24 protein-coding genes and 3 pseudogenes are annotated in these 26150 nt (G+C 65.2%); 17 read left to right on the top strand and 10 right to left on the bottom strand.

What is annotated here, in order from left to right:
* Nucleotides 1–179 precede the first annotated feature (179 nt).
* The 4 genes from K940_RS0116940 (at nt 180) to K940_RS28730 (ending at nt 4867) form a co-directional block, all read left to right on the top strand.
* Nucleotides 180–1730, top strand: a complete 1551-nt coding sequence (locus K940_RS0116940; RefSeq protein ID WP_036528936.1) for a multicopper oxidase family protein — start codon at nt 180–182, stop codon at nt 1728–1730.
* Nucleotides 1731–1889: 159 nt separating this feature from the next.
* Nucleotides 1890–2336 (top strand): hypothetical protein, encoded by a 447-nt coding sequence (locus tag K940_RS0116935; RefSeq protein WP_231390413.1) that lies wholly within the window; start codon nt 1890–1892, stop codon nt 2334–2336.
* 99 nt (nt 2337–2435) lie between these two features.
* A complete protein-coding gene (locus K940_RS0116930) occupies nt 2436–3563 on the top strand; it encodes a PLP-dependent cysteine synthase family protein (RefSeq protein WP_028478522.1) in 1128 nt (375 codons plus the stop codon).
* A 47-nt stretch (nt 3564–3610) separates the two neighbouring features.
* On the top strand, nt 3611–4867 hold the full coding sequence (locus K940_RS28730) for an MFS transporter (RefSeq protein ID WP_051407285.1): 1257 nt from the start codon (nt 3611–3613) through the stop codon (nt 4865–4867).
* A 471-nt stretch (nt 4868–5338) separates the two neighbouring features.
* Here K940_RS28730 and K940_RS33070 read toward each other — a convergent pair whose 3' ends face one another.
* From K940_RS33070 to K940_RS0116900, 4 genes are all read right to left on the bottom strand, one after another.
* A complete protein-coding gene (locus K940_RS33070; RefSeq protein ID WP_028478520.1) occupies nt 5339–5518 on the bottom strand; it encodes a DegT/DnrJ/EryC1/StrS family aminotransferase in 180 nt (59 codons plus the stop codon).
* Nucleotides 5519–5630: 112 nt separating this feature from the next.
* Nucleotides 5631–5918, bottom strand: a complete 288-nt coding sequence (locus tag K940_RS0116910; RefSeq protein WP_155980920.1) for a hypothetical protein — start codon at nt 5916–5918, stop codon at nt 5631–5633.
* 55 nt (nt 5919–5973) lie between these two features.
* Nucleotides 5974–6636 carry an NAD(P)-binding domain-containing protein gene (locus K940_RS28725; protein ID WP_051407278.1) on the bottom strand — a complete coding sequence of 221 codons (663 nt, stop codon included), beginning with the start codon at nt 6634–6636 and terminating at the stop codon, nt 5974–5976.
* Nucleotides 6637–6846: 210 nt separating this feature from the next.
* Nucleotides 6847–7470: a TetR/AcrR family transcriptional regulator gene (locus K940_RS0116900; RefSeq protein ID WP_028478518.1), complete on the bottom strand. Its 624-nt coding sequence runs from the start codon at nt 7468–7470 to the stop codon at nt 6847–6849.
* A gap of 75 nt (nt 7471–7545) precedes the next feature.
* On the opposite strand from K940_RS0116900, the pseudogene K940_RS0116895 reads away from it, so the two are divergent.
* The 7 genes and pseudogenes from K940_RS0116895 to K940_RS28715 all read left to right on the top strand — a co-directional run.
* A pseudogene (locus tag K940_RS0116895) lies at nt 7546–9039 on the top strand (MFS transporter); the annotation flags it as partial.
* A gap of 404 nt (nt 9040–9443) precedes the next feature.
* Nucleotides 9444–10265 carry a transposase family protein gene (locus K940_RS0116890; RefSeq protein WP_028478516.1) on the top strand — a complete coding sequence of 274 codons (822 nt, stop codon included), beginning with the start codon at nt 9444–9446 and terminating at the stop codon, nt 10263–10265.
* A gap of 37 nt (nt 10266–10302) precedes the next feature.
* A pseudogene (locus K940_RS28720) lies at nt 10303–10863 on the top strand (MMPL family transporter); the annotation flags it as partial.
* Nucleotides 10862–10972 (top strand): annotated as a pseudogene (locus K940_RS33665) (transposase); the annotation flags it as partial. The pseudogenes K940_RS28720 and K940_RS33665, both read left to right, overlap by 2 nt.
* Before the next feature lie 160 nt (nt 10973–11132).
* Nucleotides 11133–11741 carry a TetR/AcrR family transcriptional regulator gene (locus K940_RS0116880; RefSeq protein WP_028478515.1) on the top strand — a complete coding sequence of 203 codons (609 nt, stop codon included), beginning with the start codon at nt 11133–11135 and terminating at the stop codon, nt 11739–11741.
* Nucleotides 11738–12289 carry a hypothetical protein gene (locus tag K940_RS0116875; protein ID WP_231390411.1) on the top strand — a complete coding sequence of 184 codons (552 nt, stop codon included), beginning with the start codon at nt 11738–11740 and terminating at the stop codon, nt 12287–12289. The genes K940_RS0116880 and K940_RS0116875 overlap by 4 nt, the downstream gene beginning before the upstream one ends.
* Nucleotides 12290–12456: 167 nt before the next feature.
* The gene (locus tag K940_RS28715; RefSeq protein ID WP_081706428.1) at nt 12457–12738 is read left to right on the top strand and encodes an HAD-IA family hydrolase; all 282 of its coding nucleotides are present in this window, start codon (nt 12457–12459) and stop codon (nt 12736–12738) included.
* An 81-nt stretch (nt 12739–12819) separates the two neighbouring features.
* Here the strand turns inward: K940_RS28715 and K940_RS0116860 are convergent, their stop codons facing one another.
* The gene (locus tag K940_RS0116860) at nt 12820–13878 is read right to left on the bottom strand and encodes a zinc-dependent dehydrogenase (RefSeq protein ID WP_028478512.1); all 1059 of its coding nucleotides are present in this window, start codon (nt 13876–13878) and stop codon (nt 12820–12822) included.
* Between the two features lie 203 nt (nt 13879–14081).
* Between K940_RS0116860 and K940_RS0116855 the strand changes: the two genes are divergently transcribed.
* Nucleotides 14082–16052: a PTS mannitol transporter subunit IICBA gene (locus K940_RS0116855; RefSeq protein ID WP_036528949.1), complete on the top strand. Its 1971-nt coding sequence runs from the start codon at nt 14082–14084 to the stop codon at nt 16050–16052.
* A gap of 319 nt (nt 16053–16371) precedes the next feature.
* Here K940_RS0116855 and K940_RS0116850 read toward each other — a convergent pair whose 3' ends face one another.
* Both K940_RS0116850 and K940_RS0116845 read right to left on the bottom strand, forming a co-directional pair.
* On the bottom strand, nt 16372–16851 hold the full coding sequence (locus K940_RS0116850; protein ID WP_028478510.1) for a hypothetical protein: 480 nt from the start codon (nt 16849–16851) through the stop codon (nt 16372–16374).
* 62 nt (nt 16852–16913) lie between these two features.
* Nucleotides 16914–18614, bottom strand: a complete 1701-nt coding sequence (locus K940_RS0116845; protein WP_028478509.1) for a phosphoenolpyruvate--protein phosphotransferase — start codon at nt 18612–18614, stop codon at nt 16914–16916.
* A gap of 147 nt (nt 18615–18761) precedes the next feature.
* Between K940_RS0116845 and K940_RS0116840 the strand changes: the two genes are divergently transcribed.
* Genes K940_RS0116840 through K940_RS0116830 form a run of 3 tightly spaced genes read left to right on the top strand, consistent with a single transcriptional unit; the run spans nt 18762 to nt 20788 of the window.
* The gene (locus K940_RS0116840) at nt 18762–19529 is read left to right on the top strand and encodes a DeoR/GlpR family DNA-binding transcription regulator (protein ID WP_028478508.1); all 768 of its coding nucleotides are present in this window, start codon (nt 18762–18764) and stop codon (nt 19527–19529) included.
* Nucleotides 19526–20476, top strand: coding sequence for a 1-phosphofructokinase family hexose kinase (locus K940_RS0116835; RefSeq protein ID WP_028478507.1), 951 nt, complete (start codon nt 19526–19528; stop codon nt 20474–20476). The genes K940_RS0116840 and K940_RS0116835 overlap by 4 nt, the downstream gene beginning before the upstream one ends.
* A gap of 51 nt (nt 20477–20527) precedes the next feature.
* Nucleotides 20528–20788: an HPr family phosphocarrier protein gene (locus K940_RS0116830; RefSeq protein ID WP_028478506.1), complete on the top strand. Its 261-nt coding sequence runs from the start codon at nt 20528–20530 to the stop codon at nt 20786–20788.
* A 10-nt stretch (nt 20789–20798) separates the two neighbouring features.
* Here the strand turns inward: K940_RS0116830 and K940_RS0116825 are convergent, their stop codons facing one another.
* Entirely contained in the window at nt 20799–21650 is an 852-nt protein-coding gene (locus tag K940_RS0116825; protein ID WP_028478505.1) for an SDR family NAD(P)-dependent oxidoreductase, read from the bottom strand.
* A 93-nt stretch (nt 21651–21743) separates the two neighbouring features.
* Nucleotides 21744–22964: a hypothetical protein gene (locus K940_RS28710; RefSeq protein WP_051407276.1), complete on the bottom strand. Its 1221-nt coding sequence runs from the start codon at nt 22962–22964 to the stop codon at nt 21744–21746.
* Nucleotides 22965–23240: 276 nt separating this feature from the next.
* Between K940_RS28710 and K940_RS0116815 the strand changes: the two genes are divergently transcribed.
* Nucleotides 23241–23828: a TetR/AcrR family transcriptional regulator gene (locus tag K940_RS0116815; protein WP_028478504.1), complete on the top strand. Its 588-nt coding sequence runs from the start codon at nt 23241–23243 to the stop codon at nt 23826–23828.
* A 314-nt stretch (nt 23829–24142) separates the two neighbouring features.
* On the opposite strand, the gene K940_RS0116810 is transcribed toward K940_RS0116815, so the two are convergent.
* Entirely contained in the window at nt 24143–24886 is a 744-nt protein-coding gene (locus K940_RS0116810) for a class I SAM-dependent methyltransferase (protein WP_028478503.1), read from the bottom strand.
* A 733-nt stretch (nt 24887–25619) separates the two neighbouring features.
* On the opposite strand from K940_RS0116810, the gene K940_RS0116800 reads away from it, so the two are divergent.
* Nucleotides 25620–26150 (top strand): SAM-dependent methyltransferase (locus K940_RS0116800; RefSeq protein ID WP_036528945.1); only part of this gene is annotated, 531 nt, incomplete at its 3' end.

Here is a 26150-nt window from a genome sequence, read left to right as displayed (position 1 = left end):
CCAAGTCACACCATGCAGAGGCCGCTTTGGGGGGGATCTTGCGACATGACGAGCACGCGCCCGCCCCAGAATGTGGCGAGTGGTGCCGCACGCCCGAGCCTTTGCGTGGAACCAGGATCGGACCATCCCACGGCCGTGTGCCGCACCGGCAGCAGCCGACCAGACCAGCAGGAGAATCCATGTCCGCCAGACAGATTCGACGCCTAGCGCCGATCAGCCGCCGCGGGTTCCTCGCCCTCGGCATGGGCGCCACCACAGCCGCCGCGCTCGCAGCCTGTTCTGCAGGTCCTTCGCGTCCCCGAGCGCTCGTCGAGCCGGATTCCGAACCGGTCCGTGCCGCGGAGAACGCCCGCCGCGCGGCGGATGCCCGAATTCGGCCGGTGTCGCTGCGCGCGGCGCCCGCCACCGTGGACCTCGGCGGAGTCCAGGTTCGAACATGGACCTATGGCGGGGACCTGCCCGGCCAGGCGATTCGCGTCGATCGCGGTGACGTCCTGCGCGCCACCCTCTCCAACGGACTGACCGAACCCACCACCGTTCATTGGCACGGCATCGCGCTACGCAACGACATGGACGGTATGCCCGGCCTCACACAGCCCCCGGTCGAACCCGGAGCCGGGTTCGACTACGAGTTCACCGTCCCCCATGCGGGGACCTACTTCTTCCACCCGCATGTCGGTGTGCAGCTCGATCGCGGCCTGTACGCACCGCTGATCGTCGAGGACCGGGCCGACGGCCGAGATTACGACATCGAGGCCGTCGTCGTGCTCGATGATTGGCTCGACGGGGTCGACGGGCGGGATCCGAACCAACAGCTACGGCAGCTGCAGGCACAGGGTATGAGCGGGATGGGCCACGGCGGTATGCAGGACATGCACCACGACGGCGCGCCGTCGATGGTCGTGCCCACCCACCCAGACACGCCTTTGGGGTCGGACGCCGGTGACATCGCCGACTATCCGTACTACCTGGTCAATGGCCGCATCGAGGCCGATCCTGTCACGTTCGCGGCCAAGCCTGGCCAGCGTATGCGCCTGCGTATGATCAACGCTGCGTCCGACACCGCGTTCCGTGTCGCCGTGGCGGGGCACCAGTTGCGTGTCACGCACACCGACGGCTACCCCGTGCAGCCGGTCACAACCGCAAGCCTGCTCATCGGTATGGGCGAACGCTACGACGCGATCATCGAATTGGGTGACGGCGTGTTCCCGCTCGTCGCCTCCGCCGAAGGAAAAAGCGGACAGGGATTCGCTCTGATCCGGACCGGGAGCGGCGCACCGCCGCCTGCTGCGGTGCGACCGGAGGAGCTGTCGGTGGCGCCGCTCACCGCAGATCGGTTGACCGCCTCGGACTCGGCGCGACTCGACCACCGTGCCCCGGATACGACCCTCGACCTCACTCTGGGGCAGCATATGCGCGACTACGTCTGGACGATCAACGGCAGGGTCTTCGATGAACACACCGCTCTCGACGTGGTCGAGGGGCAGCGCGTCCGGCTGCGCTTCATCAACGAAACGATGATGTTCCACCCGATGCACCTACACGGTCACACCTTCCAAATGGTCACACCGACCGGCGTCGGGCCACGCAAGGACACCGCCATCGTGCTGCCTCGGCAAACGGTCGAGGTCGACTTCCACGCCGACAATCCCGGCCAATGGATGGTGCACTGCCACAACGCCTATCATGGCGAGGCCGGAATGATGAGCGTCCTGTCCTACGTTCGCTGACCACGGATGTGCGGATACCGCGGATTCGGCCAGCATGTGCTGCCGGCCTCAGGGCCGGCATCGGCCCAGCCCCCGCTGAGGATCTGTGCGCGCCAGTGCGCGACACGCCACGGGCGCCCCTACTTGCCGTTTATACCCCTAAGGGGTATAAACGCTAGGGTGTCGGGAGAACTGCGATCGGCCGCGGTGAGACTCGCCAGCCGATTCCGACCTTCTGGCTCCGCGGTGGCGCTGCTCGCCGCGGTGCTGCTCGCCGTGCTGATGGTCGATTGTTCGATGGCGCACGATGACACACACAACCATATGCCGAGGTACCCAGCCGTCGAGCACCTGGCAGTGTCGGTTGCCGACGGTCCTCTACCCGCTGCGATCCGCTCGGCTTCCGATGACCACTGTCCATCCCATTTCGATCACTGCCTCGCCAAGACGGTGTTGCGCGGTGTCACCGGGAATCCCGGGCCGCAACTGCTGATCTTCGCGCTGGCATTGGCCGTTCTTCCCTCTGCCCTGCGCGCGTTCGCCGGGGTGCGCGGTCCGCCGATCTCGAGGCCACCGGCCTCGGATGGCCGGACCACCCTCACGCGGTTCTGTATCGCTCGCTGCTGATCGGGCAGCGCCAGGCCGACGACTTGCCGTTGGCCGGTGTCCGCTGCCCGTTCACATCAGTACCGCCGTCTCGGCGGTCCGACACAGAAAGCGAACGTGATGGACAAGGTCGTTCTCGACGCATTCAACGATCGCTCGGCAGCTCTGGTGAGCGCGCCAGGACCTGCCCATTCCCCGCACTCGCTGGTCGGCAACACCCCGGTGTTGTGGGTCGGTGCGCCGATCGCGCCCCAAGGGCGGGGATTTTGGGCCAAGCTCGAAGGATTCAATCCCGGCGGGATGAAGGACCGGCCCGCACTCCATATGGTCCGCAGGGCCGAGGAGCGTGGTGATCTCGTTGCGGGGGCTCGGATCGTCGAATCCACCAGTGGCACGCTGGGCTTGGGATTGGCGCTGGCGGGGATCGTCACCCACCACCCGGTGACCGTGGTGACCGACCCAGGGCTGGAGCCGATGGTCGCGCGCATGCTCACCGCCTATGGGACGCAGGTCGACATGGTGGGCGAACCTCATCCGACCGGCGGCTGGCAGCAGGCTCGCCGTGACCGGGTCATGGAGCTGCTCGCTCACGAGCCCGATGCGTGGGGCCCGGACCAATACCGCAATCCGGACAATGTCGATGGCTACGAGTCGCTGGCGCTCGAGCTGGTCGAACAACTCGGCGGGGTGGACGTGCTGGTGTGCGCGGTCGGCACCGGCGGTCATTCCTCCGGGGTCGCCCGGGCATTGCGCCGGTTCGAACCGGGGATGGAGCTGATCGGCGTGGATACCGTGGCCTCCACGATATTCGGTCAGCCCGCAGGTCCACGGTTGATGCGGGGGCTCGGATCGAGCATCTATCCGGTCAATGTCGACTATCGCGCTTTCGACGAGGTGCATTGGGTTGCGCCGTCGGAGGCGGTCTGGGCGTGCCGAACCTTGGCCGCTACGCATCACGCGACCGGAGGGTGGAGCGTGGGCGCTGTCGCCCTCGTCGCCGGCTGGGCCGCCCGAACACACGATTCCGACGCTCGGATCGTGGCGGTCTTCCCCGATGGACCGAACCGCTACTTCGACACCATCTACAACGACGCGTACTGCAATAATCACGGCCTGCTCGACTCGCCGCCCCCGCTCGAGCCGGACACCATCGAATATCCCACCGAACGCATCGTGCAGTCGTGGACCCGAACCACCACGGTTGTCGACCCGAGGCGCCTCGCCCACAGCGGGGGACCCGCGCGGTGACCGTACTTGCGAAATTCCGCGGCTTCGATCCCGCAGCGCGGTTGCTGATGATCAACCAGTTCGGGATCAACCTCGGCTTCTACATGCTGATGCCCTACCTGGCCGGCTATCTCGCCGGGCCACTGGGCCTGGCAGCCTGGGCCGTCGGACTGGTGCTGGGGGTACGGAACTTCTCCCAACAGGGAATGTTCCTGATCGGCGGCACCCTGGCCGACCGCTTGGGCTACAAACCATTGATCGTCGCGGGCTGTCTGTTGCGCACAGGTGGGTTCGCGCTGTTGGTGTTCGCGACCTCGCTGCCGGGGCTGCTGATCGCTTCGGCGGCCACCGGATTCGCCGGCGCGTTGTTCAACCCGGCCGTGCGCGCCTATCTGGCAGCCGATGCGGGTGAGCGGCGAGTCGAAGCCTTTGCGATGTTCAACATCTTCTATCAGGCAGGCATTCTGGCCGGACCGTTGGTCGGCCTGGCATTGATGGCGATCGACTTCCGGGTGACCGCTGCCGTCGCAGCGGTGGTATTCGCAATCCTGACCGCAGCGCAACTGTTCGCCCTACCGACGAGGCGCATGGACAGCGACAGCGAGCGCAACTCGGTGCTCCAGGATTGGCGGATAGTACTCGCCAATCGCCGGTTCGTCTGGTTCGCCTTGGCGATGGTCGGTACCTATGTCTTGTCGTTCCAGGTCTATCTGGCACTGCCGCTGCACGCGGAATTCATCGCAGGTGCGCGGGCGCAGGTTCTGGTCTCCGCGCTGTTCGTGGTTTCCGGTGTTGTGGCGGTCTTCGGCCAGCTGCGGATCACGGCGTGGTTTCGGGCCAGGTGGGGTACCGGGCGAAGCCTGGTGGTCGGGCTGGGGATTCTCGCAACCGCGTTCGTCCCGCTGGTGATCGTCCCCGACCCGCACCGGTTCGGCCCTCCGGTCGCGGCTGGGGCGCTGCTGATGGCCGCAGGGTTGTTGGCGGTCGGGACAGCGGCGGTGTTCCCCTTTGAGATGGACACCGTCGTGGCCCTTTCGGAGGGAAAGCTGGTTGCGACCCACTATGGGTTCTACAACACAGTTGTCGGCGTGGGCATTCTTTTCGGCAATCTCACCACCGGAGCTGTGGTCGGCGCCGCGCGCGACGCGGGACTCGGTTGGGCGCTGTGGGCCGGCCTGACCATGGTCGGTGGGGCCGCAGCATTCGCACTGCATCGTCTGGATCGCGCCCGAGCCACGCACGACAGATACCCGCAACCGACCGAGGCGGACGCGGCAGACCCCCTGCCCGAGGGTGACAGCACCGTCGCGCGGGCACAGCGGTAGTCATCCGGTGGGGGGTCGGAGGGGATGGCATGCTACGCCGCACTGAGAGGAGGAGGTTCTATCGGATGTACCCAGCCGGTTGTTGACCGCGTCTGAGGCGTCGCTGGTCAGAATGCGGGATCTTGTGCGGTTCGGTGGAGGTGAAGAGTTCGGTTGCGGCGGTTCGGACTTTGCTGAGTGCTTTGGTGGTGCAGGCGGAGTTGACGGTATGCAGGATCGGTAGCGCAGACCGCCACATTTTCAGTGCGTCGGTGTGGTTGCCGAGTTTCCAGCGGAGCAGACCGGTTTCGGTGGCCTCGAGGGCCCAGACGCGGGCGTGGGTGTGCTGGTTCCAGATGCTGGTGTCGACAGTGTAGTAGCGTTCGGCATTGGGGAGGTCACCGAGCGCTAATCCTGCGAGCGGATGCGGCGCAGCAGGTTGCCGCCGATGAATCCGGCTTCTCCGGTAATGATGATGTTGGGAAACGCATTTCACCACTTCAGGCAGGTGTGGATGGTCTCGATGACGCGGGTGACCGTGTCCTTGGTCATGGATCGCCACAGTGGTAGGCACAGATGGCGAGCGGCGAACTCGTCGGCGAGCGGGAATCGGTCACCCACATCCAGTTCGGAAAACACCGGCTGGGTGTGCAACGGCTGCTCGTAGACCACCGCGCCAGCTCGACCCGGCGGCGGACGCCGTGGTTCCGGTCGATGCCGGGGGCGAGGAGCGTGATGGCCTTGTGTCCGCTCACCTGTCCGTGCCTGGCGGGGAAGGAGGGAATCATCGCGTGCTCGCTTCGGTGTGCGCGGTCCACGGGGTGACCTCGACCAGATCATCGATCTGGCATGGCGCGACGGCAGCCCGAGGTCGCAACCCGAGGTGCGGTTCGACGCCGGTGACGGCAGTGGCAGTTGCCTGGGAGGCGTGCAGGGCGAGGGTCATTTTGCCGGGCAGCACCGTCCACCAGCCACTGATGTTGTTGCGGACTCGGTGGTCGATGAGCGTGAAATCGGGTTCGGTGCCCCATTGGTCACTATTGCCGCGCAGGTGCTCGGTCTTGCTGCACACCCACCCCACCCCCGCGGTGGTGTCGATCAGGCCGGACCGCAACCAGGTGGTGAGTTCACCGACCAGCGGCGAGCTTGACCATCTCGGCGGCTTCCATCGAACTGCACTGGATGATGTCGACTCCGACACCGCGGCGCCAGAACGCCTCGGCAGCGGCAGCGCTGTCGACGCACCAGCCACCGACGACAATGGGGAAACTGCGCAGTTCCCGCAGCGCCGTTCCCTCGGACAACCGCTCCGGGTAGAACGCGAGCCCGAAGTCGACGCCGCACGTCAGGCCGCTGCGTTCGAGCAGCGGAACGACCAGCTCGCGGTTCATGCCCGGCGGCACGGTGCTCTTGAGCAGGACCAGCTGCCCCTCGCGCAGGTGCCCGCTCAGGTTCTCGCAAGCCGCCCTGAGCTGGGTGTCCTCCAGGACGCCGCCCTCACGGATCGGCGTGCCGACGGCGACGATGACGACATCGACGCCGGCGATCTCGGCGTAGTCGGTCGTCACCCGCAGCGCCCCCGAGTCGAGGCCGCTGAAGAGCAGCTCCGGCAGGCCCGGCTCACTGAATCGGCAGTGCCGCTCGGCGAACTCGCGGGTGAGTCTCGCGTCGGTGTCCACACCGACCACGCGTACGCCGCGCTCGGCGAGCGCCCCGGCGACACACGAACCCACGTATGCGAGCCCGATTACGGCCGCGCTGACGTCTTCGCTTTCCGGCAGGAATCGCATTCTCGCTCCATTCGGCGTCCAGCCCCGATCATCCGGCGACAAACATGCGAAGAGTCAACATCTGCGCAGCACAGTAGACCGGAAATGCGTTGGAAGACGAGATGCACGCGATTCCCGATCGGCCACGCCGCGTTCTTCAACAGCGTTTGTGCCGCGACACTATGGCGGCCGGGACGGCAGCGAAAACCCCTACGGGCCCCCTAGAGAAAACTAGCTCCCCTGAGCGGCGATGCCCACCCCGACGTCCGTGGTGCCGCTGTCGAGGCCTTGCAGAATGGTCCGGATCGCATCGCCGAGGTCCGCACCGGTCGGCGCACGGTCGGGGTCCAGCAGCCACTGCAGCGCGAGCCCGGGCAGGAGTCCGAGCACGAGCGAGCCGATGTTGCGCGCGGACCTCTCGTCGATATTCTCGGCGACGCTCATAATCATCGCGGCCATGCCGGCCCGGGTCTCCTCGAAGCTCGCCGAGAGTTGCTCGCGGAGCTCGGGGATGTGCTCCGCCTGGGCGAACGCCTCGACACTCGACACCCACAGCGGACGGTGGGTGACGAACGAGTCGATCAGCCGGGTCCAGGCCATCTCGAACTTCTCGATCGGTTCCGCCGTGGTGTTCCACGACAGCGACTGCATGACGGCGTCCAGCTCGACACCCCACTCCGCGAACGACTCGATGATCGCCGTCGTGAGCAGCGCTTCCTTCGAGCCGAAGTGGTAGCCGATGGAGGCGAGGTTGGCGCCGGAGGCGGCAACGATGTCGCGGGCGGTCGTACGCCCGTAGCCACGCTCGTAGAGGCAGATCTTGGCGCCTACCAGCAGGGCTTCCCGGTGTCCCATGGTCGCCATCTTCCCGTTCGAGAATCTATACGAACATATAATACGAATGTATAATACGAATGTATAGTATCCGCCATGGCTGACACGAGGATGGCCGGCAAGCGCGAGTGGATCGGCCTCGCAGTGCTGGTCATACCCACGCTGCTGATCTCCATGGACATGACAGCGCTGTTCTTCGCGCTGCCCAACCTGAGCGCGGACCTCGCACCGAGCAGTGCGCAGCTCCTGTGGATCATGGACATCTACGCTTTCCTGCTGGCCGGCTCCATGATCACGATGGGTAGCCTGGGCGATCGGATCGGCAGGCGAAAGATTCTCCTCTTCGGTGCCGGGGCGTTCGGTGTCGCCTCGGCGCTCGCGGCGTACTCGGACAGCGCGGAGATGCTGATCGCGAGCCGCGCCGTGCTCGGCCTCGCCGGCGCCACGCTGGCACCATCTACGCTGTCATTGATTCGCAACATGTTCCACAACGACCGGCAGCGTCGCACGGCGATCGCCGTGTGGACCGCCGGTTTCTCGGGCGGCGCCGGCTTGGGCCCGCTGCTCGGCGGCCTGCTGCTGGAATACTTCTGGTGGGGCTCCGTCTTCCTCATCAACGTGCCGGTGATGCTGGTGCTGCTGATCCTCGGCCCCCTGCTGCTGCCGGAGTTCAAGGCGCCGAATCCGGGCCGGTTCGACCTGCTCAGCGCGGCGCTGTCACTCGCCGCCGTCCTGCCGGTCGTCTACGGCGCGAAGATCCTCGCCGAGGACGGTTTCGCGCCGCTGCCGGTGCTGACGGCGTTGTTCGGGCTCGTGGTGGGCACGATCTTCGTACGCCGCCAGCGCCGCCTGACCGATCCGCTGATCGACGTACGGCTGTTCGCCGGGCGCGCGTTCAGCATGTCGGTCCTGGCGAACGTGTTCAGCATCTTCGCCCTGGTGGGCTTCGGCTTCTTCGGCACCCAGTACATGCAACTGGTGGTGGGCATGCGTCCGCTGACTGCCGCGCTGTGGACGTTGCTGATCGCCCCCGCGATGATCCTGTCCGTGACGACCGGCACGCTGCTGGTCCGCCGAGTGCGCCCCGGGTACGTGGTCGCGGGCGCGATCGGGGTGATGGCGGCGGGCTTCGCCGTCCTGACCCAGGTGTACGTGGAGGACTCCCTCCTCGCCCTCGGCGTGGGCTTCATCCTGCTGGTGGGCGGGTCGGGCGCGGTCGGCGCGCTGGCCGTGGACATGATCGTCGCAGCGGCCCCGCCCGAGTCGGCGGGCGCGGCATCGGCGTTGTCGGAGACCGGCTCCGAGTTCGGTGGTGCCATAGGCATCGCCGTGCTGGGCAGCATCGGCGCGGCTGTGTACCACTCCCGCATGGACACAGCCGTACCCGCGGGCCTTCCCTCCGACGCCGCGGAAGCCGCCCGGGACACCCTCGGTGGCGCCATGGAAGTGGCGATGCACCTGCCGGCACAGCTCGGCGGCCCGCTCCTGCAGGAAGCGCGTGAGGCGTTCACCGAGGGCATGCGCCTGGCCGCCGGGGCGGGAGCGGTGATCATGGTGATCATGGCCGTGCTGGCCGCGATCATGTTGCGGCACCTGCGCCCGGACACCGGCACGGACACCGACGCGGACACGAGCACCGCAACCGGCGCTGACACCGGCGCGGACACGAGCACTGCAACGGGCGCTGACACCAGCACTGCGACCAGCGCTGACGCCGGCGTTCATCCTCAGGACCGTCCGGCGGAGATCGTCAAGGAACACCGACCCTGAGCTGTGCACACCCCCGAGCGCAGAGGTAGGCAGGCGGCCCCTCACCTGCCTACCTCTGTTTCACTGAGCCATTCCGCGCAAGCGGGTGGTAGCAGTCGGTAGCTGTCTGGAATGCCGGGAAGGCGTGAGACGCGCCAGATCAGGTCCGGTACGAAGAGAAGACGCAGAACCTCGATACGAAGTGGTCCTTCCACAGATCAACTTCATAGAGGTCCTGCGTCGACATGAGTGTCACATACACCGCTGTGCTGCCGGTACGCGAGGAGACGGTGAACCGCCTGGCCGGGCTACTGGACGCCGAACGCACCCGCCGCGGCACCCGTGCCCGAACCCGGTCACTGACCTGCCGTGACCAGGCGATCCTGACCCTGCGCTGGTTCTACGACGGCACCCGGATCAAGCAACTCGCCGCCGACAACAAGATCAGCGTGTCCACCGGCTACGACTACCTGCACGAAGCCATCGACGTGCTCGCCGCGCAAGCACCCAGCCTGCACGGCGCCCTGCTCGCTGCCAAGGCCGCCGGCTACTCCCACGTCAACATCGACGGCACGCTGATCGAGACCGACCGGTGCCGCACCCCCGGACCGACACCGGGCGTGGATCTCTGGTGGTCGGCCAAGCACGACAACCATGGCGGCAACATCCAGGTGATCACCGTCGGCGACGGCTGGCCCATCTGGACCTCGCCCGTACGACCCGGCCGCGAGCACGACACCACCGCACTACGCACCCACCCCGAACTCCTGCCCTGCCTGCGAGAGGCCGGCACCGATCTGCGCCCCCTCGGCGATCTGGGCTACGAAGGCGAGTCCAGCACCATCACCGTGGCGTTCAAGAAACCGAAGAACAGCTGGCTCACCGCCATCCAGCAGCAGTTCAACAAGGCCCACAACAGCCTGCGAGCCATCGGCGAACGCGGAAACTCCCTGCTCAAGACCACATTCAAGGCGCTGCGCAACATCAGCCTCGACCCATGGCGCATCGGCAAGATCGTGGCCGCCGCACTCGTCCTGCTCCACAGCGAACACGACCGCACCACATGATCACCGCTTGTGATCAAAACGTTGCGCGGAATGGCTCATTGTGCTCAATTGCCTGAGTCTCAGTGCTACCTTCGGCGCACTCGTCTGGGGTTTTCAGGACGGTCACCTCGAGGGGATCGTCGGCGAGTTCGAGGCCACGGGCACCATCACCTGGACGGTGCCGATCCTGCTCTTCTGCATCGCGTTCGGTCTGTCCATGGACTACGAGGTGTTCATTCTTTCCAGGATCAAGGAGGAGTACGACCGCACCGGCGACAACACCCTCGCCGTGGCCCGTGGACTGGAGCGGATTGGCCGTCTGGTGACCGCAGCCGCGATCCTCCTGGCCGTGGTCTTCCTCGGGTTCATTATCTCCGGCATCGTCTATCTGAAGGCTATCGGTGTCGGTCTGGCGTTGGCGATCCTCATGGATGCGTTCCTGGTCCGGGGGGCACTCGTGCCCGCCTTCATGCGACTGGCCGGTCGGTTCAACTGGTGGGCTCCCGGACCCTTGCGTGCTCTGCACCGCAGGATCGGCATCAGCGACTCCGATGGTGACGGCCGCACACGGCACATCACCGCAGTTCAGACAGCCACAAGATCAGAAAGCTCAAGATAAGGGCCGCAAACGCCACATCGCCACCGACACCAACGGCCTGCTGCTGGTCGTTGTGGTCACCGCGGCCTCGATCGTGGACCGTGACGCCGCACACCGGCTCCACACCAGCCGATGTCCCGCCATAGTGAACTGGACACCAATCGAGATAGTTGCACCAGACACCGACAGCCCGCCATCACCGCTGGTCCACACACGTTCAGGAGGCATTGACCGGTGCGCGTCGATGCTCAATAATGACTGACTAGTCAGTCATTATTGAGGAGGTTGTGATGTCACCGCGGAGAGTCGATTCCGAAGCACGGCGAGCGGAGATACTCGGTGCAGCTGTTCGAGTGTTCGCGCGTAAGGGGTTCGCGGCCAGCCGGATCGAGGATGTCGCTATAGAGGCGGGTATCGCCAAAGGTAGTGTGTACCTGGCGTTCGACAGTCGAGAGGCTCTACTACGGGCCGCGTTCGACGAGTTCGCCGAGCGTTCTGCAACCGGATTGCACCGCGCCTCGAATGGCCACGAGCCGGCACTCGATCGCCTCGAACACCTCATCCGTGCCATGCTCTCGATGCTGACCAGCGAGCCCGAATTGTCACGGATTCTGCTGGACCTGTGGACGGTTGGCCGCGACGGTGGCAGTGGGATGCCTCTGGACATCGCCGGCGTCTACGCACGCTATCGCTCCACCATCGCCACGCTCCTCGCCGAGGCCGCCACCGACGGCGCGCTTCGAGCGGAGTTGGGCGAGTCCTACGCCACTGTCGTCGTGGGTGTCGTCGAGGGATGTCTGCTGCAGTGGCTGATCGATCCAGCACTGCCGGTTTCCGACCTGGCCGACACGATCATCGATGTGTGTTTCAACGGCCTTCGCTCTCAGGAGAAATCGTGAACATCTCCCCTGCACTCCAGCGCGTCGACGCCAACCTGATCGGCCCCGATGCGACTACCCCGGATCGACTTCTCGGCTACGGCGCGGCCACGACCGGAACGCTGGTTGCCGTTGCCGCCGGCGCACATGCGGGTTACAGCTCCTGGGTACTGCTCGTACTCGGCCTGGTCGGTTTCGATCTGTTCGGCGGGGCGACCACGAATGCGATGGATGCGGCCAAGCGTTGGTGGTACCGCCCTGGACAGACCTCTCGGCACCATTTCGTGTTCGTTGCCCTGCACATCCAACCATTCGTGGTGGCGTGGACAGTCCCCGGGTTCGGTTGGTGGACAGCGCTGGCCACGTATCTGACCGTGCTTGTGGGCGCTGTTGTCGTGCTTGTCGCGCCACCATCGCTACGGCGGCCGGCAGGATTCACGGTGACCACCGTGGCCTCGACCGTCATCCTGACTGTGGCAGACGTCCCTGCGGCGATCGTGTGGTTCGTTCCCGTGCTGCTGATCAAACTTCTGCTCGCACATCTACAACCCGAAAGCGCCTCACGATAAGGGTCGCTGCCGTCTGCAAAGCACCGAGGTCTCCCTGGGCGCTGCCATGGTGTCCCAGGGGCGTGGATGCTTCGCTACACTGCGCGCAATGACGGATTCGATCGACCTTGTCATCTTCGACTGCGACGGCGTACTGCTGGACAGTGAACGCCTCGCAGTTCGGGTGGATGAGTCGGAGTTTCAGCTCCTCTACGACGAGTAAACCGGCACCAGATCTCTTCCTGCATGCCGCCTCTCGGATGGAGGTCGACCCCAGCCGATGCGTGGTCGTCGAGGACAGCCAGTACGGGGTAGCAGCCGCCCGCGCCGCGGGCATGCGCGCGTTCGGCTTCGCGGGAGGGCTGACGCCCGAGGGCTGGTTGGCGGGGCCCGACACGGTCGTCTTCACAGAGATGGCCGAGCTTCCCGGCCTCGTTGCTCGTGCTCAGGAAGTAGGCGCCAGCTGGTGAGGTCGGGGCGTTCGCTGTCCTGACGGCGTCACGACCGAGCTGTTCGACCGCCACCGCGGCGGCGGGGCTCGGGGACTTCGGTCACGGCTCGATGGTGACTTTGATGGACCTGCCGTTCTTCACGATCGAGAAGGCATCCAGCACGCTGTCGAGGCCGATGCGATGGGTGATGAGGTCTTCGACGGGCACCTGCCCTGTCGAGATGTATTCGAGGGCGCGCTTGTTGTGTTCGGGCGCAGACCCGTTGGCCCCATGGATGTGCAGCTGACGGTAGTGCACCACGTTGGAATCACAGCTGATGACCGGGTTGGCTTTCGGTAGCCCTCCGAAGAACGAGATGCGACCATTGCGTGCAGCCATGGCTATGGCCTGTTCCTGGGTGATGTTGGCCGCGGTCGCGGTGATCACCACGTCGGCCCCGCGACCACCGGTCAGCTCCATGACTCGCTCCACGACGTCGACTTCGGCGGCATCTATCATCACGTCGGGCTGAACCACTTTCGCCGACAACTCGAGGCGTTCGGCGTTGACGTCGACGAGAAAGACCTGGCCGCAACGGTGTACCCCGCGTGCCACGCGAACGTGCATGCATCCGATCGGTCCGGCGCCGAAGACGACCACCGTGTCCCCCTCCTCGATCCCGAGGAGCTCTTGGGCGTTGATCGCACAGGCGAGTGGCTCCGCCGCGGAGGCCTCGTCGTATCCGACGTTGTCGGGGATTCGATTCAAGCCGCCGACCCGCAACACCTGGTGGGGCACCACGATGTATTCGGCGAACCCGCCGTCGTACTGGTACCCCACCGATGTCTGATTCTGGCAGACCGCCATCCAGCCCTTCGCGCATTCGTGGCAGTGGCCGCACGGCACCGCCGCAATGACCTGTGCGCGGTCGCCGACCTGCCAAGTCGTTCGGTACGGCTCGGCTGCCGACGAGCCGATCTCGACGACCTCCCCGGTGATTTCGTGACCGATGGTGCGTGGCGGAGTGAGGTTCTGGTGGCCGTTGTAGAAGATCTTGACGTCCGTTCCGCAGGTCGAACAGTTGCGGACTCGGAGCTTGATCTCATCCGGACCGCACTCCGGCTCGGGGATCTCCTCCAAGCGGACATCCTCGGGTGCGTAGTAGCGCAGCGCCTTCATGGATCGGTGTTCCTTCCGCCGTGGTATCGCCTGGTGGGCGATGTTCGCTTCGGTCTACCGTAGCGGCGATTCGGGCGCGAATCCACATGATTGGGTACCCGTTTATGCCCGATCGCTTGTCAGCTTGCCCGATTATGCGGTCTACTACAGCCTACGAAGTGGCTCACACCACATGGCTTGTCAAGCTGCGGCTAGGAAACGAGATGACGATCACCCCAGCGGAGTCCCGGGTCGGTGCTGCCCGGGCGCGTGTGCAGAGATTCGGCACGTTCCTGTCGAACATGGTCATGCCGAACATCGGCGCCTTCATCGCCTGGGGACTACTCACGGCGTTGTTCATCGAGAAGGGCTGGATCACGGCCTCGACCGATCGATGGGCTGGCGACAGTTGGGTCGCCCGGATCGGCGGGTGGGGCGACTACGACTCGGGCGGCATCGTCGCGCCGATGATCACCTACCTTTTGCCGATCCTCATCGGGGCGACCGGTGGTCGCATCGTCTACGGCACGCGCGGCGCGGTCGTGGGTGCGATCGCCACCATGGGTGTGATCGCAGGCGCAGATGTGCCGATGTTCCTCGGTGCGATGATCATCGGTCCGTTCGGTGGCTGGGTCATCGAGAAGCTGGATGCGTTGTGGCACGGTAGGATCCGTCCCGGTTTCGAGATGTTGGTGAACAACTTCTCGGCAGGGATCGGCGGCGGGGCCTTGGCTGTAATCGGCTTCTTCGGTATCGGTCCGGTGGTATCCGCATTCAGCCGGTTCGCCAGCAATGTCGTGGATTTCCTGGTGAGCCACAGCCTGCTGCCGCTGACCTCGGTGTTCATCGAACCCGCGAAGGTGCTGTTTCTCAACAACGCTATCAATCACGGCATCCTCACGCCGTTGGGTACCAGCCAGGCCAGTGAGAGCGGCCAGTCGATTCTGTTTCTGTTGGAAGCCAACCCAGGTCCGGGATTGGGCCTGGTGTTGGCTTTTGCGGTGTTCGGTCGGGGTGCGGCGAAAATGTCGGCTCCCGGCGCTGCGATCATCCACTTGTTCGGTGGCATTCACGAGATCTACTTCCCCTACGTGCTGATGAAGCCGAGGTTGATCCTGGCCGTCATCGCCGGTGGGATGACCGGTGTCTTCATCAACGTGCTGTTCGACTCCGGGCTCCGCGCGCCCGCAGCGCCCGGATCGATCATCGCGGTGCTCGCGCAGACCGCCAGTGACAGCTACCTCGGAGTCGTCCTCTCGGTCATCGCTTCGGCCACCGTGACCTTCATGGTCGCAGTTGTGCTGCTGAAGGCCGAGCGAGTGACCGGCGAGCCCGACCTCGCCGAGGCCACTGCCGCCATGGAGGTGATGAAAGGCGGGCGATCCATTGCCTCCGTCGCGCTCGCTTCCACCGATGTGGTCACCAAGCCAGCGGTGTCCCGCATCGTTTTCGCCTGTGATGCTGGCATGGGGTCCTCGGCCATGGGGGCCTCCATGCTCCGTAGGCGGATCCGGCGTGCAGGATTTTCCGAGGTCAGTGTGGTCAACCAAGCAATCTCGAATCTCACCGACAGCTACGATGTCGTGGTCACCCACCGGAACTTGGCCGAACGAGCCCGGGCGCGAACGCCTTCGGCTCGTCATGTTTTCGTCGACGACTTCATGAACAGTCCGGCATACGACGAAATCGTCGGCCTGCTCGCGCAGGGCGACGACTCCCCCGCAGAGGGTGAGGCGGTCGCCGGCAGCCAGATCGGGGGGAACGGTGTGCTCTCACCTCACTCGATTGTGCTTTCAGGTCGGGCTGCCACGAGGGCCGAGGCGATCACCGAGGCTGGTGAACTCTTGGTCGACGCAGGCGCGGTCGACGCATCGTATGTCGACTCCATGCACGAGCGAGAGCGGTCGGTATCCACGTACATGGGCAATGGTCTCGCGATTCCACACGGCACGAATGCAGCGAAAACTATGATTCGTCGGACCGCGATCTCGGTTGTGCGCTATCCGGACCCCATCGACTGGAACGGCACGTCGGTCGAGTTCGTCATCGGAATCGCCGGAGCCGGAGGTGATCATCTGGCTCTGTTGAACCGTATCGGCCAAGTCTTCGTGGACGAGGATCACGTTGCGCGCCTGCGTGCGGCGCGAACTCCCGACGAGATCGCGGCAATTTTCCACATCACCAGCCACAACTGACGTGCACTCGCCCCTGTGAGATGCGATCCTCCAGGGGCGGTCACATGAGATGACCCCGGGGTTCACCGCGCCCCGGGGGGAGAACCCGGTGTGCAATGAGGGGCTCCGGGTCTTCGAGAGGCGGCTCGGGGAAACCGACCGGCGGTAGTGCCGGGCCTGTGCACCCCGGGTCGGCCTCTCCACAGTGACCCGCGGCGGTGTCGCGACCACCCGGTCACCTGTCCCTCGGCGCTGCACCTCGACAGGGCTGCGTTCGATCCGCGGGGTTCGATCCGCGGGGTTCGATCCGCGGGCCAGCGCTCTGGAGCGGTGCCTCAGGTCATCCGACTCGACCTCGACGAATCCCGCTGGCCCCGAGCGGTAGTTGGAGTTGCCGCGCGCGGATTTCATCGACCATGTCCGCATAGCCCTCGCGTGCTTCACCGAGATGTGACCACGCCCGATGGCGCAGTTCGACATCCGTCGAATGCAGTACCGTCCACCAGGCCTCGGCGTAGGTCTTGGCGATATGGCTGATCACCTCGCCCAGCGAGTGCGTATGTTTGCGGGCGCTTTTCGTGCGTGGAATATTGTGTGCGGCCCACGCATCGATCTCGTCGACGACCTTGTCGATCAGTGACCGAATGTGCTCGCAGTCGACGGTGCGTGACTGCGTCGCCTGATCGAGCTGCGGCGGTAACAGTTCGGCGTGCAGGTCGCCGAGTTCGCGCGCCCACCCGACCAGCGGTAAGGCGCTGGTGGTGCGACCGGAGATCGCCGGAAACAGCTGTGCGGGTTCCGGTAGAGGAACGGTGGACATCGGTCGCCCGCGTAGGTGCTGTGGCGCCGATATGAGTCCGTTCATATACATCGTCGGCCGCCCTACCAGGATGCATCCCCCACGATGATGGATCTCGCCACCGCACGGGCCGCGCGCGGATCGGTCGTCGATAGCGTTGCCGCGGCAGCGCGGCGGCAGTCGTCGATCGTGACAGTGGCCAGCGTGGCCCCCACGGCGGCGATCGCAGTGGCGGCCGCCGAGAGCGAGGTGATGCCGAAACCCGCGAGCACACAGGCCAGTAACGGGTCGGCCGCGCCTTCGCCACACACGCCGACGGGTTTGCCAAGGCGGTGGCCGGCAGCCGAGGTGCGTGCGACGAGGTCGAGCACTGCGGGCTGCCAGGGGTCGGTGAACGAGGCCAGTCGCGGTGACATTCGATCGGCGGCCATGGTGTACTGGGCGAGATCGTTGGTGCCGATCGAGGCGAAGTCCACATGCTCGAGGATGGCTTCTGCCATCAGCGCGGCAGCGGGTACCTCGATCATGACGCCCGGCACGAGACCGCGGGCACGGACCGGGTCGGCGAATGCCTTCGCTTCGGCCGCGGTGGAAATCATCGGCGCCATGACCCAGGGGGCGTGTCCGTTGTCGGCTGCGGCCGCGGCGACCGCGTCGAGTTGACGTTCCAACAGGCCGCTTTCACGCGCGGCAATTCGGTATCCGCGCACACCGAGCGCGGGGTTGGCCTCGGCAGAATGGCCGACGAACCGCAGCGGCTTGTCGGACCCGGCATCGAGCGTTCGAATGATCACCTTCGCCTCGGGGTAGGCGTCGAGCACCTCGCGATAGCAGGTCATCTGCTCCTCGACCGTTGGCTCCGATTCGCGATCGAGGAAACACAATTCGGTGCGAAACAATCCGACACCTTCGGCTGGAACGCGACGAGCTGTCCGCGCTCCAGCGCCGTCTTGGACGTTCACCAGAACCTCGACCCGATGTCCGTCCGCGGTCGCGCCGGGTCCGGTCCATCGGGTGGTCCGATCCACCGATGCGCAGTAGGCGGTGACGGCCCGTGCCGCGGTCTCGGGATCCGGATTCAGGAGTAGGCGGCCGGTCGATCCGTCCAGCAGCACCTTCATTCCGGCGGCGATCTCATCGAGACCGTCGACCGCGACAACACACGGAATGCCGAGCTGGCGGGCGATGATCGCGGTGTGGCTGGTCGGTCCACCGAGTGAAGTAGCCAGACCGACAACGAGATTCGGATCGAGGCCGGCGGCATCGGCTGGCGCCAGGTCGTCGGACACGAGGATCGAAGCTCGCTCGGGGGTGGGAATCCCGGGCTCCGGTGTACCAGCGAGTTCGGCCAAGACCCGGTCGCAGACATCGCGCAGATCGGTTGCGCGTTCGGCCATCGAACCCCCGAGCGTACGGAACATGTCGACGAACTGGTCGGTAGCCGCGACCAGTGCGCGGGCGGCGTGCATTCCGGTTCCGATCAGATCTTCTGCGGTGCCGAGCCAGCCCCGGTCGGCCGCCATCGCCGCGTTCGCGGACAGTACCTCGGCGGCTACTCCGGTGGAGGTCGTTGCTCGATCGTGCAACCGTTCGGCGACACTGCGCGCGGCTCGATGTAGCGCATGAACTTCTGATTCTCGATCGGCGACGGCGACCGGCTCGGTGTCGGTGTCGATTCGTATGCGCGGCGCCGGGCGGACAGTGGGCGCGGCGACAACCCCGGGCACCGCCGGAGTGCCGTGGAGCGTCGATATATCGGCACTTTTCGGCATCGGTCGCGTCATGGGGCTGCTCTTCTACGCTGTAGTCGCGCGAGCACGGCGCGAGGCCGGTCGCGGGTGTGATGTGATCCATAGTACGTGAATTTCTTGACAAAGCAACATATTCAGGCATAAAACAAAATAAACAGACACCGAGTCTGGAGGTTTCGGATGTACGCCGAGGAGCGGCAGCAGGCCATCGCTGTCTTGGTCGGGCAACGCGGTCGCGTATCCGTCACCGAACTGTCGGAGCAGTTCGGCGTGACGACCGAGACCGTGCGTCGCGACCTGGCGGTCCTCGATCGGGGCGGACTGCTCCGCCGGGTGCACGGCGGAGCAGTGCCGGCGGCGACGCTGACGGCGGTCGAGCTCGGCACCACCGAGCGTGAAGGTAGCCGAGCGGTGGAGAAGGATCGGATCGGCAAGGCGGCACTGGATTTTCTACCACCCTCCGGCGGGAGCATTCTGCTCGATGCAGGTACCACCACCCGACGCATGGCAGCCCATCTGCCCACCGATCGTGAGTTGGTCGCGGTAACGAACTCCGTCCCGATCGCGGCCCGACTCAGCATATATGCCAATGTCCGGCTGCACCTGATCGGTGGTCGCGTCCGCGGAATCACCCAAGCGGTGGTCGGTGCCGACGCCATCCGCATGCTGGGCGAGCTCCGTCTCGACGTCGCTTTCATCGGGACCAACGGGCTCACCGTGGCGCATGGGCTGTCCACTCCCGATGCGGACGAAGCCGCGATCAAGCGCATGATGGTGGCCAGCGCGCATCGTGTTGTCGTGGTCGCCGACTCCACCAAAGTCGGTCGAGAGGATCTGATCCGGTTCGCGCCGATCGAACAATGTGACGTCCTGGTCACCGACGACGACTTGCCGCGGTCGGCGCGCAGCGCACTGTCCGACTGCGGCGTCGAGGTAGTGATCGCGTGATCGTCACTCTCACTGCGAATCCGAGCATCGATCGAACGGTCGACCTACCTCGGGCATTGCGCCGCGGCGAAGTGCAGCGCGCGCTGGCCGTCACGAGCCATCCGGGCGGCAAGGGTGTCAATGTCGCACGCGTGCTGACTGCAGCGGGTACTCCCGCAACCGCGGTGCTGCCTGCCACCGGCGACGACCTGCTGGTGCGCGCCCTGTCCGAAACCGGCCTCGACTATCGGGTGGTACCGTGCGCCAGCCCGGCGCGCATCAACCTCACGCTCACCGAAATAGACGGCACCACAACGAAGATCAACGAGCCAGGACACCCGTTGACCGCGGGTGAACGGCGGCAGTTGGCCGATGTACTGGTCGAACTGGCAGGCAATGCGCGCTGGGTGGTGCTGTCCGGGTCGCTACCGCCGTCTGTGCCCGACGATTGGTATGTCGAATTGCTGCATCGTTTGCGCGGTGTGCGGGTCGCTGTCGACACGTCCGACGCCCCGCTGCGTGCGTTGGCGAGGCGTCTCGAATCCACTGCGCCGCAGCTGCTCAAACCGAACGCCGACGAACTCGCCCAGCTCACGGGGCTCGACCCGGCGCGCTTGCACGGGCCGGTCACCGTGGTACCGGCGGCTGCGTCCGTTGTGGCTCGCGGTGTCGACGCCGTGCTCGCGACGCTCGGCGTCGCCGGCGCGGTGCTCGTCACCGCGCAGGGCGCCTGGCATGCCACGCCGCCCGCCATCACTCCCCGCAGCACGGTCGGCGCCGGCGACGCCGCACTGGCGGGCTATCTGTTGGCGGATCTGGCCGGCGCCGCACCCGCCGACCGATTGCGCCTCGCGGTCGCCTACGGCAGCGCGGCAGCGGCCTTGCCGGGCACCGAATTGCCCAGCCCCCACCACGTCGACCCGGGCGTCGTGTCCGTCACGGCCCTGGATGTCGTGCCGTATCACTGACCCCTGCTCGCCGTCGTGCGCACTGTCGTCACAGATAAGGAGTTCACCACCATGGGCCATATCAGCGTCGAGGTCGGCTCTGCACTCGGTTTGCATGCCCGACCTGCGACCATCATCGCCGACACCGTACAGGCAGCCGGAATCGCGGTCACATTGTCGTTACCCGGCGGGAAGCCCATCGACGCTGGTTCGGGACTCATGATCATGACGCTCGGTGCGAGCAAGGGAACCACGGTGATCGTCACCAGTGAGCACCAGCCCACTCTCGAACGGATCGCCGATCTCGTTGCAGCCGATCTCGACGCCGACTGACGGCATGTACTCAGCGCCGTGTTTCGGCTTCGAGGCGTCGAGTGAGCGCGGCAAAGGTGGTATCGCGGTCGAGCCAGGCATCGGTTGCGGTGGCGAAGACGCCCCTCATCAGTGAGATCGGCACCCAGACGCGGGGCTCGACGATCCGTGCGCCTCGTCGTTCCATTCCGGCGGTGACCGCGCGGGCGATCCGATCTGGTTCGATCGGCTTTCCCAGCGGGCCTTTGAAGGCGCGTTTGGCCATGGTGGTGGCGGTCCGGTTGCCGCCGTAGGCGGCATGTGCGATCGGTGTCGCGACCCAACCCGGGTAGAGCACACCGGCGCGGGCGCCGGTGTGTGCGAGTTCGGCACGCAGGGATCGGCCGAACATTTCCACTGCCGCTTTGGAGGTGGCGTAGGCGGAGTTGACGACGCCGTTGACGAATGCGTAGGTCGAAGCGGTCACGAGAATGTAGCCCTGGTTGCGGATGACCTCGTCCAGGCAGGCTTTGACGGTGCGCCAGACACCGAGAAGATTGACTTCGAGGACCTTCTCGTAGGTCGAGACATCGGCCGTGGCGACGGTGACCGGTGGATCGGCGGCGATACCTGCATTGGCGAACACGACGTCGATGCGTCCGAATCGGTGGACTGCCTGGAGAGCGACCGAGCGCATCTGCTCGAGCGAGGTCACATCGGCGGCGACCGCGAGCACGGTGTCGGTGCCGAGGTCGACGGTGAGTGCGTCGAGAGCGGACTGGTTCAGGTCGACCAGGACCAACCGGGCTCCGCGGCCGCGCAGGCGGCGGGCGCAGGCGGCTCCGATGCCGCCGGTCGCGCCAGTGATCAGGACGACTTTCCCGCGCAGGCTGTAGCGGTTCATGGTTCCCTTTCGGGTATGGCCACCGGCCGGAACGCCCGAGCGTGCGATGTGGTGGTTGCGGTGTCGTCGCCGAAAGTCGCTACGACGGACCCACTATCTCAGAGTCGATAGGAACCCGCGCAGAAGTGACCCGAAAATGCTCATCCGGCGTTGATATTCTTCAGTGGCCTTCTCGTCGTGATGCACTTCCAGGCTCAGCCGACCGAGAAACGTGGTGACGACGTACGTCGCGGGCCAGGTCGGCTGGTTCGCTGCGAGATCATCCGCGGGCCATGAAATGTCGAACGCCGATCGGAAGTCGCCGATGTGCAGGTCCGGAGGTGTGCGCAGTGCCGGCACGCGCCCCCAGTTCGTTGCCCACAGCTGTCCGGGTCCTGGCGGCAGGCCCTGGGGGGCCGTTCCCGGAATATAGGGTGGATTTCGCTGAATCAGACCGCTGTCCAACCCTGCGCGCAGCTGATCACACACTGCGCGTCCCAAGTCGACGACGGCCGCGGCCACGGTGTCGGTGGGCACGTAGTTGGCTATTCCCAATACGTTCGTGCCCTCGGTTGCCCCGACCGTCGGACTCAGCCGCGGCCGCAGGTTCACCGGGAACATGAATGTCAGGCTCGTCAACGGTAGGTCGTGGAGTTTCGCCTCGGCGATCAACATGGCCCCGGACAGCAATCCGTGAACGGTGACGCGTTCGCGACGCGAGTATTCGATCAGCGCGGTCGTTTCCGGCTCGGTCAACCTGAGCCTGAGCCCTTTGTGCAGGGGTTGCTGCGACTCGTCCTGGTATTCGATCGCGACGGGCGCAATGATGTCGTCCGGCGCCTCGGGCACCGGGGTCGGTACGAACCCGCGTGCCGCCAGGAGATCCTCGACCGCGATCGGATACGGCTGGGGTTCGACCACTCCGATGCCACCACCGGACACGGCATCGGTGTAGAACGACCACAGCTGCGCAAGGAGCTCCAGTGAATGGGTTGCGTCGGCGATGCTGTGATGTGTGAAGAGCGTGACGTCGGAATAGTCACCAAAATGTCGAACCGTCAATACTGCCAGCGCCTCGCGCTGATCCGGATTGACTCCGGTGAGCAGCGATTCGGCTGGTCCGTCGAGCACTTTGATAGCGTGCGATTCACCAGCGGATTCGACCAGGAAATAGCCGCTATCGGTCGTTTCGATGTGCGCCGCCAGCACCGGAAAGCGCCGCCGCAATGCATCGTATGCGGTGGCCAATGCGGCCGGATCGAGCCGACCGTATACGCGGACCGAATAACCTACGTAGATGTTTCCGCGCGCAAATCCCTGCTCGCTCTGCATCATGGGGCGAATATGTGTGCTCGCAGTCACGGCTCTTGCCTCTGTTCTGTAATCCAATCTATTGCACCGAGGATTCTCGCCATTGAGTCATCCGCCGAGGAACCGGCAACGGGCGGCTCCACCAGCCCACGTACTGCTGCTGTCGACACGATCTCGGGCCGAGGCTCGCAGGGATGTGCGAGCGCGATAGTTATTTGTCGGCCTGTGCGCGACGATACCCGCAGATCCTGAATATGCCACGGACTATTTATCGAACAGGTAGACCAGTATGGTTATCGAGTGGATACTGCGCAAGCGTCTCCAGGGCGTCCTCGCAACCAACGCACCCACCAGGCGATCCTGCGTGCCACGACAAAGCTGATCGAGGAAGTCGGGTATGCCGCTACCTCGATCAACGCTGTCGCCGCACGAGCCGGTGTGGGGAAGGACACCATCTATCGTCGCTGGTCGGGCAAAGCGGAGCTGGTCTACGAGGCGGTGTTCACGACAGTGGATACCGCACCCGTACCCGACACCGGCCGGATGGAGGCAGACATTGCGGCGCTGTCGCAGGCATTGATCGCCGAGTTCGGCGCGCCTGCTGCGGCCGCAGCACTACCTGGGCTTCTGGCGGACTTCGCCGCCGACCCCGCACTGCGCCGGCGTGTGCGACCAGTGTTGCTCGCATCGGCCAAGGCCCGCTTGGCCGAGGTCGTCGACCGCGCTCGCAGCAGGGGCGAGATCATCGGCAGCGTGCCAGTGGACTTGGTACTGGACATGCTGGCCGGCACGGTGTTCTTCCATGTCGGGCTACTCGGCGAGCCGCCGACTCCCGCCATGGCCGAGGAGTTGGCCCGGATGGCGACGATTGGGATCGGTGCTCGATGAACAGCTGGTGGCTGGATCGGCGCCCTGCGACCCGGCGGCTGTGGTCGGCGGGTATATCTACGATTTCTGCACTGCCGGGGTGATGACGGCATTAGTCTGCGTGGCGGGTCGGGCTTCGCGGGGGACGCTCAGTGTTTTCGCTTCCGTCGGTCGAGTCCCGATGCTGCCCGCGCCTGCTGCTGGTTCAGCCGACGCCGTGGCGCGAAGGTGGATACGCCCCAACCCCTCCCGGCGTATCCACCTTCCCGGTCACGCGGTGGTGTCCGCGCTGCCCAGAGCGACTCCTCGCGCAACTCGGACAGGGCCGTCGGGCGTCAATCGATGCGCGTGGCGTGCACGGACCAGCACGGCATATGGACGACATGGTTTTCCAACAGCGGACCGATGACCTGGAGTCGAGCATGCACAGCAGCCATTGCCGCGGCCCATTGCTGTTCGGATTGCTCGGACAGTTTGGCGAAGAACTCAGGCAGTAGGCGCCCCTGGTAGGTAGTGGTCCCCAGATAGTCCAGCCGCCAGCCCGACGCGGGCAGCACCCGTTCGAAAGTCTCTGCCGACAGCCCTGGTAGCTGCACGCCGTTGACGTTGTGGCGGCCGAATTCGAACATATACAGGCGGGCCCCGGGTTTGGTGGCTCGATGCAAGGCCCGCGCGTACAGTTCCTGGGTGTCTTCGTCATCGACGAACGTGTGATAGCACCCACCGTCGACGACGGTGTCGAATCGTCCCTCGTACTCGTCGAGTGCGGTCACATCGGCCAGGCGGAAGTCCACTTTCACCCCGGCCCTGCGCGCGTTGTGTTCGGCGTGTTCGATCGCCGTGGGCGACGCGTCGATCCCTGTGGTCGAGTAGCCTTTCGAGGCGTAGTAGATCGCATGGTGGCCTGGACCGGTTCCTGGGTCGAGAACTTCGCCGCGCACGGCGCCGTGGGCCACCAACTCCCGTACCACCGGCTGCGGACCGCCGATATCCCAGGGGGTCAACGCCGACGGCGCGTCCCCCGGCGCCTCCTCGCCATAGAGTTCTTCGAACATCGGTTTGACAGTTTCACTGGACATCCTGCACCTCGATTCTCGGTGGCTATCCTGAGCCAGTAGGTGGTCTCTGCCCCATTGTCAACCCCCAGTATTTCGCAATGTTGGAACCATTGAAAATACCGGAAGCGAACAGAAAATAACGAAGAGTGTTCCATTGTGACCGTTCCCCTTCTCGAAGCAATGAAACTGCATCGTCGGTACGTATTCGATACTCGATATCCCCGCCCCGGGGTCGCCGAGAAGCCGCCGGATATCGAGGTGTTCGTCTCGGCGCTGAAGGGCCGACGGTCCCGCAGTGGCGCACACTGCGTGCGGACAGGGTGAAGAACCGGACCGGCCGAGGAGGCCAGCCGCACGGCGCGCCCCGTAGGCCACTCGGGCCGAATACCCGCCAGGGCGCCCGAATCGCCTTGATGAAAGCTCGAGTTCACCTGCAACGAGCAGTACATCGAGCCACGTGGTGAGCGTGGGCGGGCCTCCGAGGTCGCGGTCGCGCGAGAGGACATATTGCTTCAGGAATGCTGCATTGCTCGATGTGGGAAATGTAGTCGTAGAATCGCAGGCAGTTGAGCAAATCCGACTTGGTGTAGACGAGTAGCTCGAGGCTCGAGTAGCTCCAGGCTGAGGCTCGAGTAGCTCCAGGCTAAAGACGAGTGGTTCGAGGCATAGGCGTCGAGCGTCAAGGTATGGGTCGCCGTCGTTCCTGGTCGGGGTTACATCCGAGTCTGTCGACATGATCGGTAGGTGTTCTGCTATGCGTACTGAGGGAGACGCGTGGGATATCGTCAGCAGTGTGGGGCGCACGGCATTGGCGGCTGCTACGTTTCGGGCGTTGGAGGCGTCGATTCCCGACCCGCTGATACGCGATGATTTCGCGCCATGGTTCGTCGAGGCGGCTGGCGAGCCGTTTTTCACAGGGCTGTTGGCCGACCCTTCGCAGCTGACTGGAAGCCCGTTGTTTCCGGGGTTCATGGGGATCCGTACCAAATTCTTCGACGAGTTCTTCCGCTCGGCCGTGGCGACCGGAATCCGGCAGGCGGTGATCGTTGCCGCGGGGTTGGACGCGCGAGCGTATCGCCTCGACTGGCCTGCGGATACCGCGGTGTTCGAAATCGACCAGTCGAAGGTCTTGGAATTCAAACAGGTGGTGCTCACCGAGCATCACGCCCAACCCACGTGCGACCGGCGACCGGTGACGGTCGATCTGCGAGAAGACTGGCCCGCCGCCCTTCGCTCGGCAGGTTTCGACCCCGAGAAACCGGCAGCGTGGTCGGCGGAAGGGCTG

Source organism: Nocardia sp. CNY236, assembly GCF_000482385.1.
In the GTDB taxonomy this organism is placed as follows: domain Bacteria; phylum Actinomycetota; class Actinomycetes; order Mycobacteriales; family Mycobacteriaceae; genus Nocardia.
Note: the sequence above shows the minus strand (reverse complement) of the source record. Positions and strands in the feature narration are given on the sequence as shown.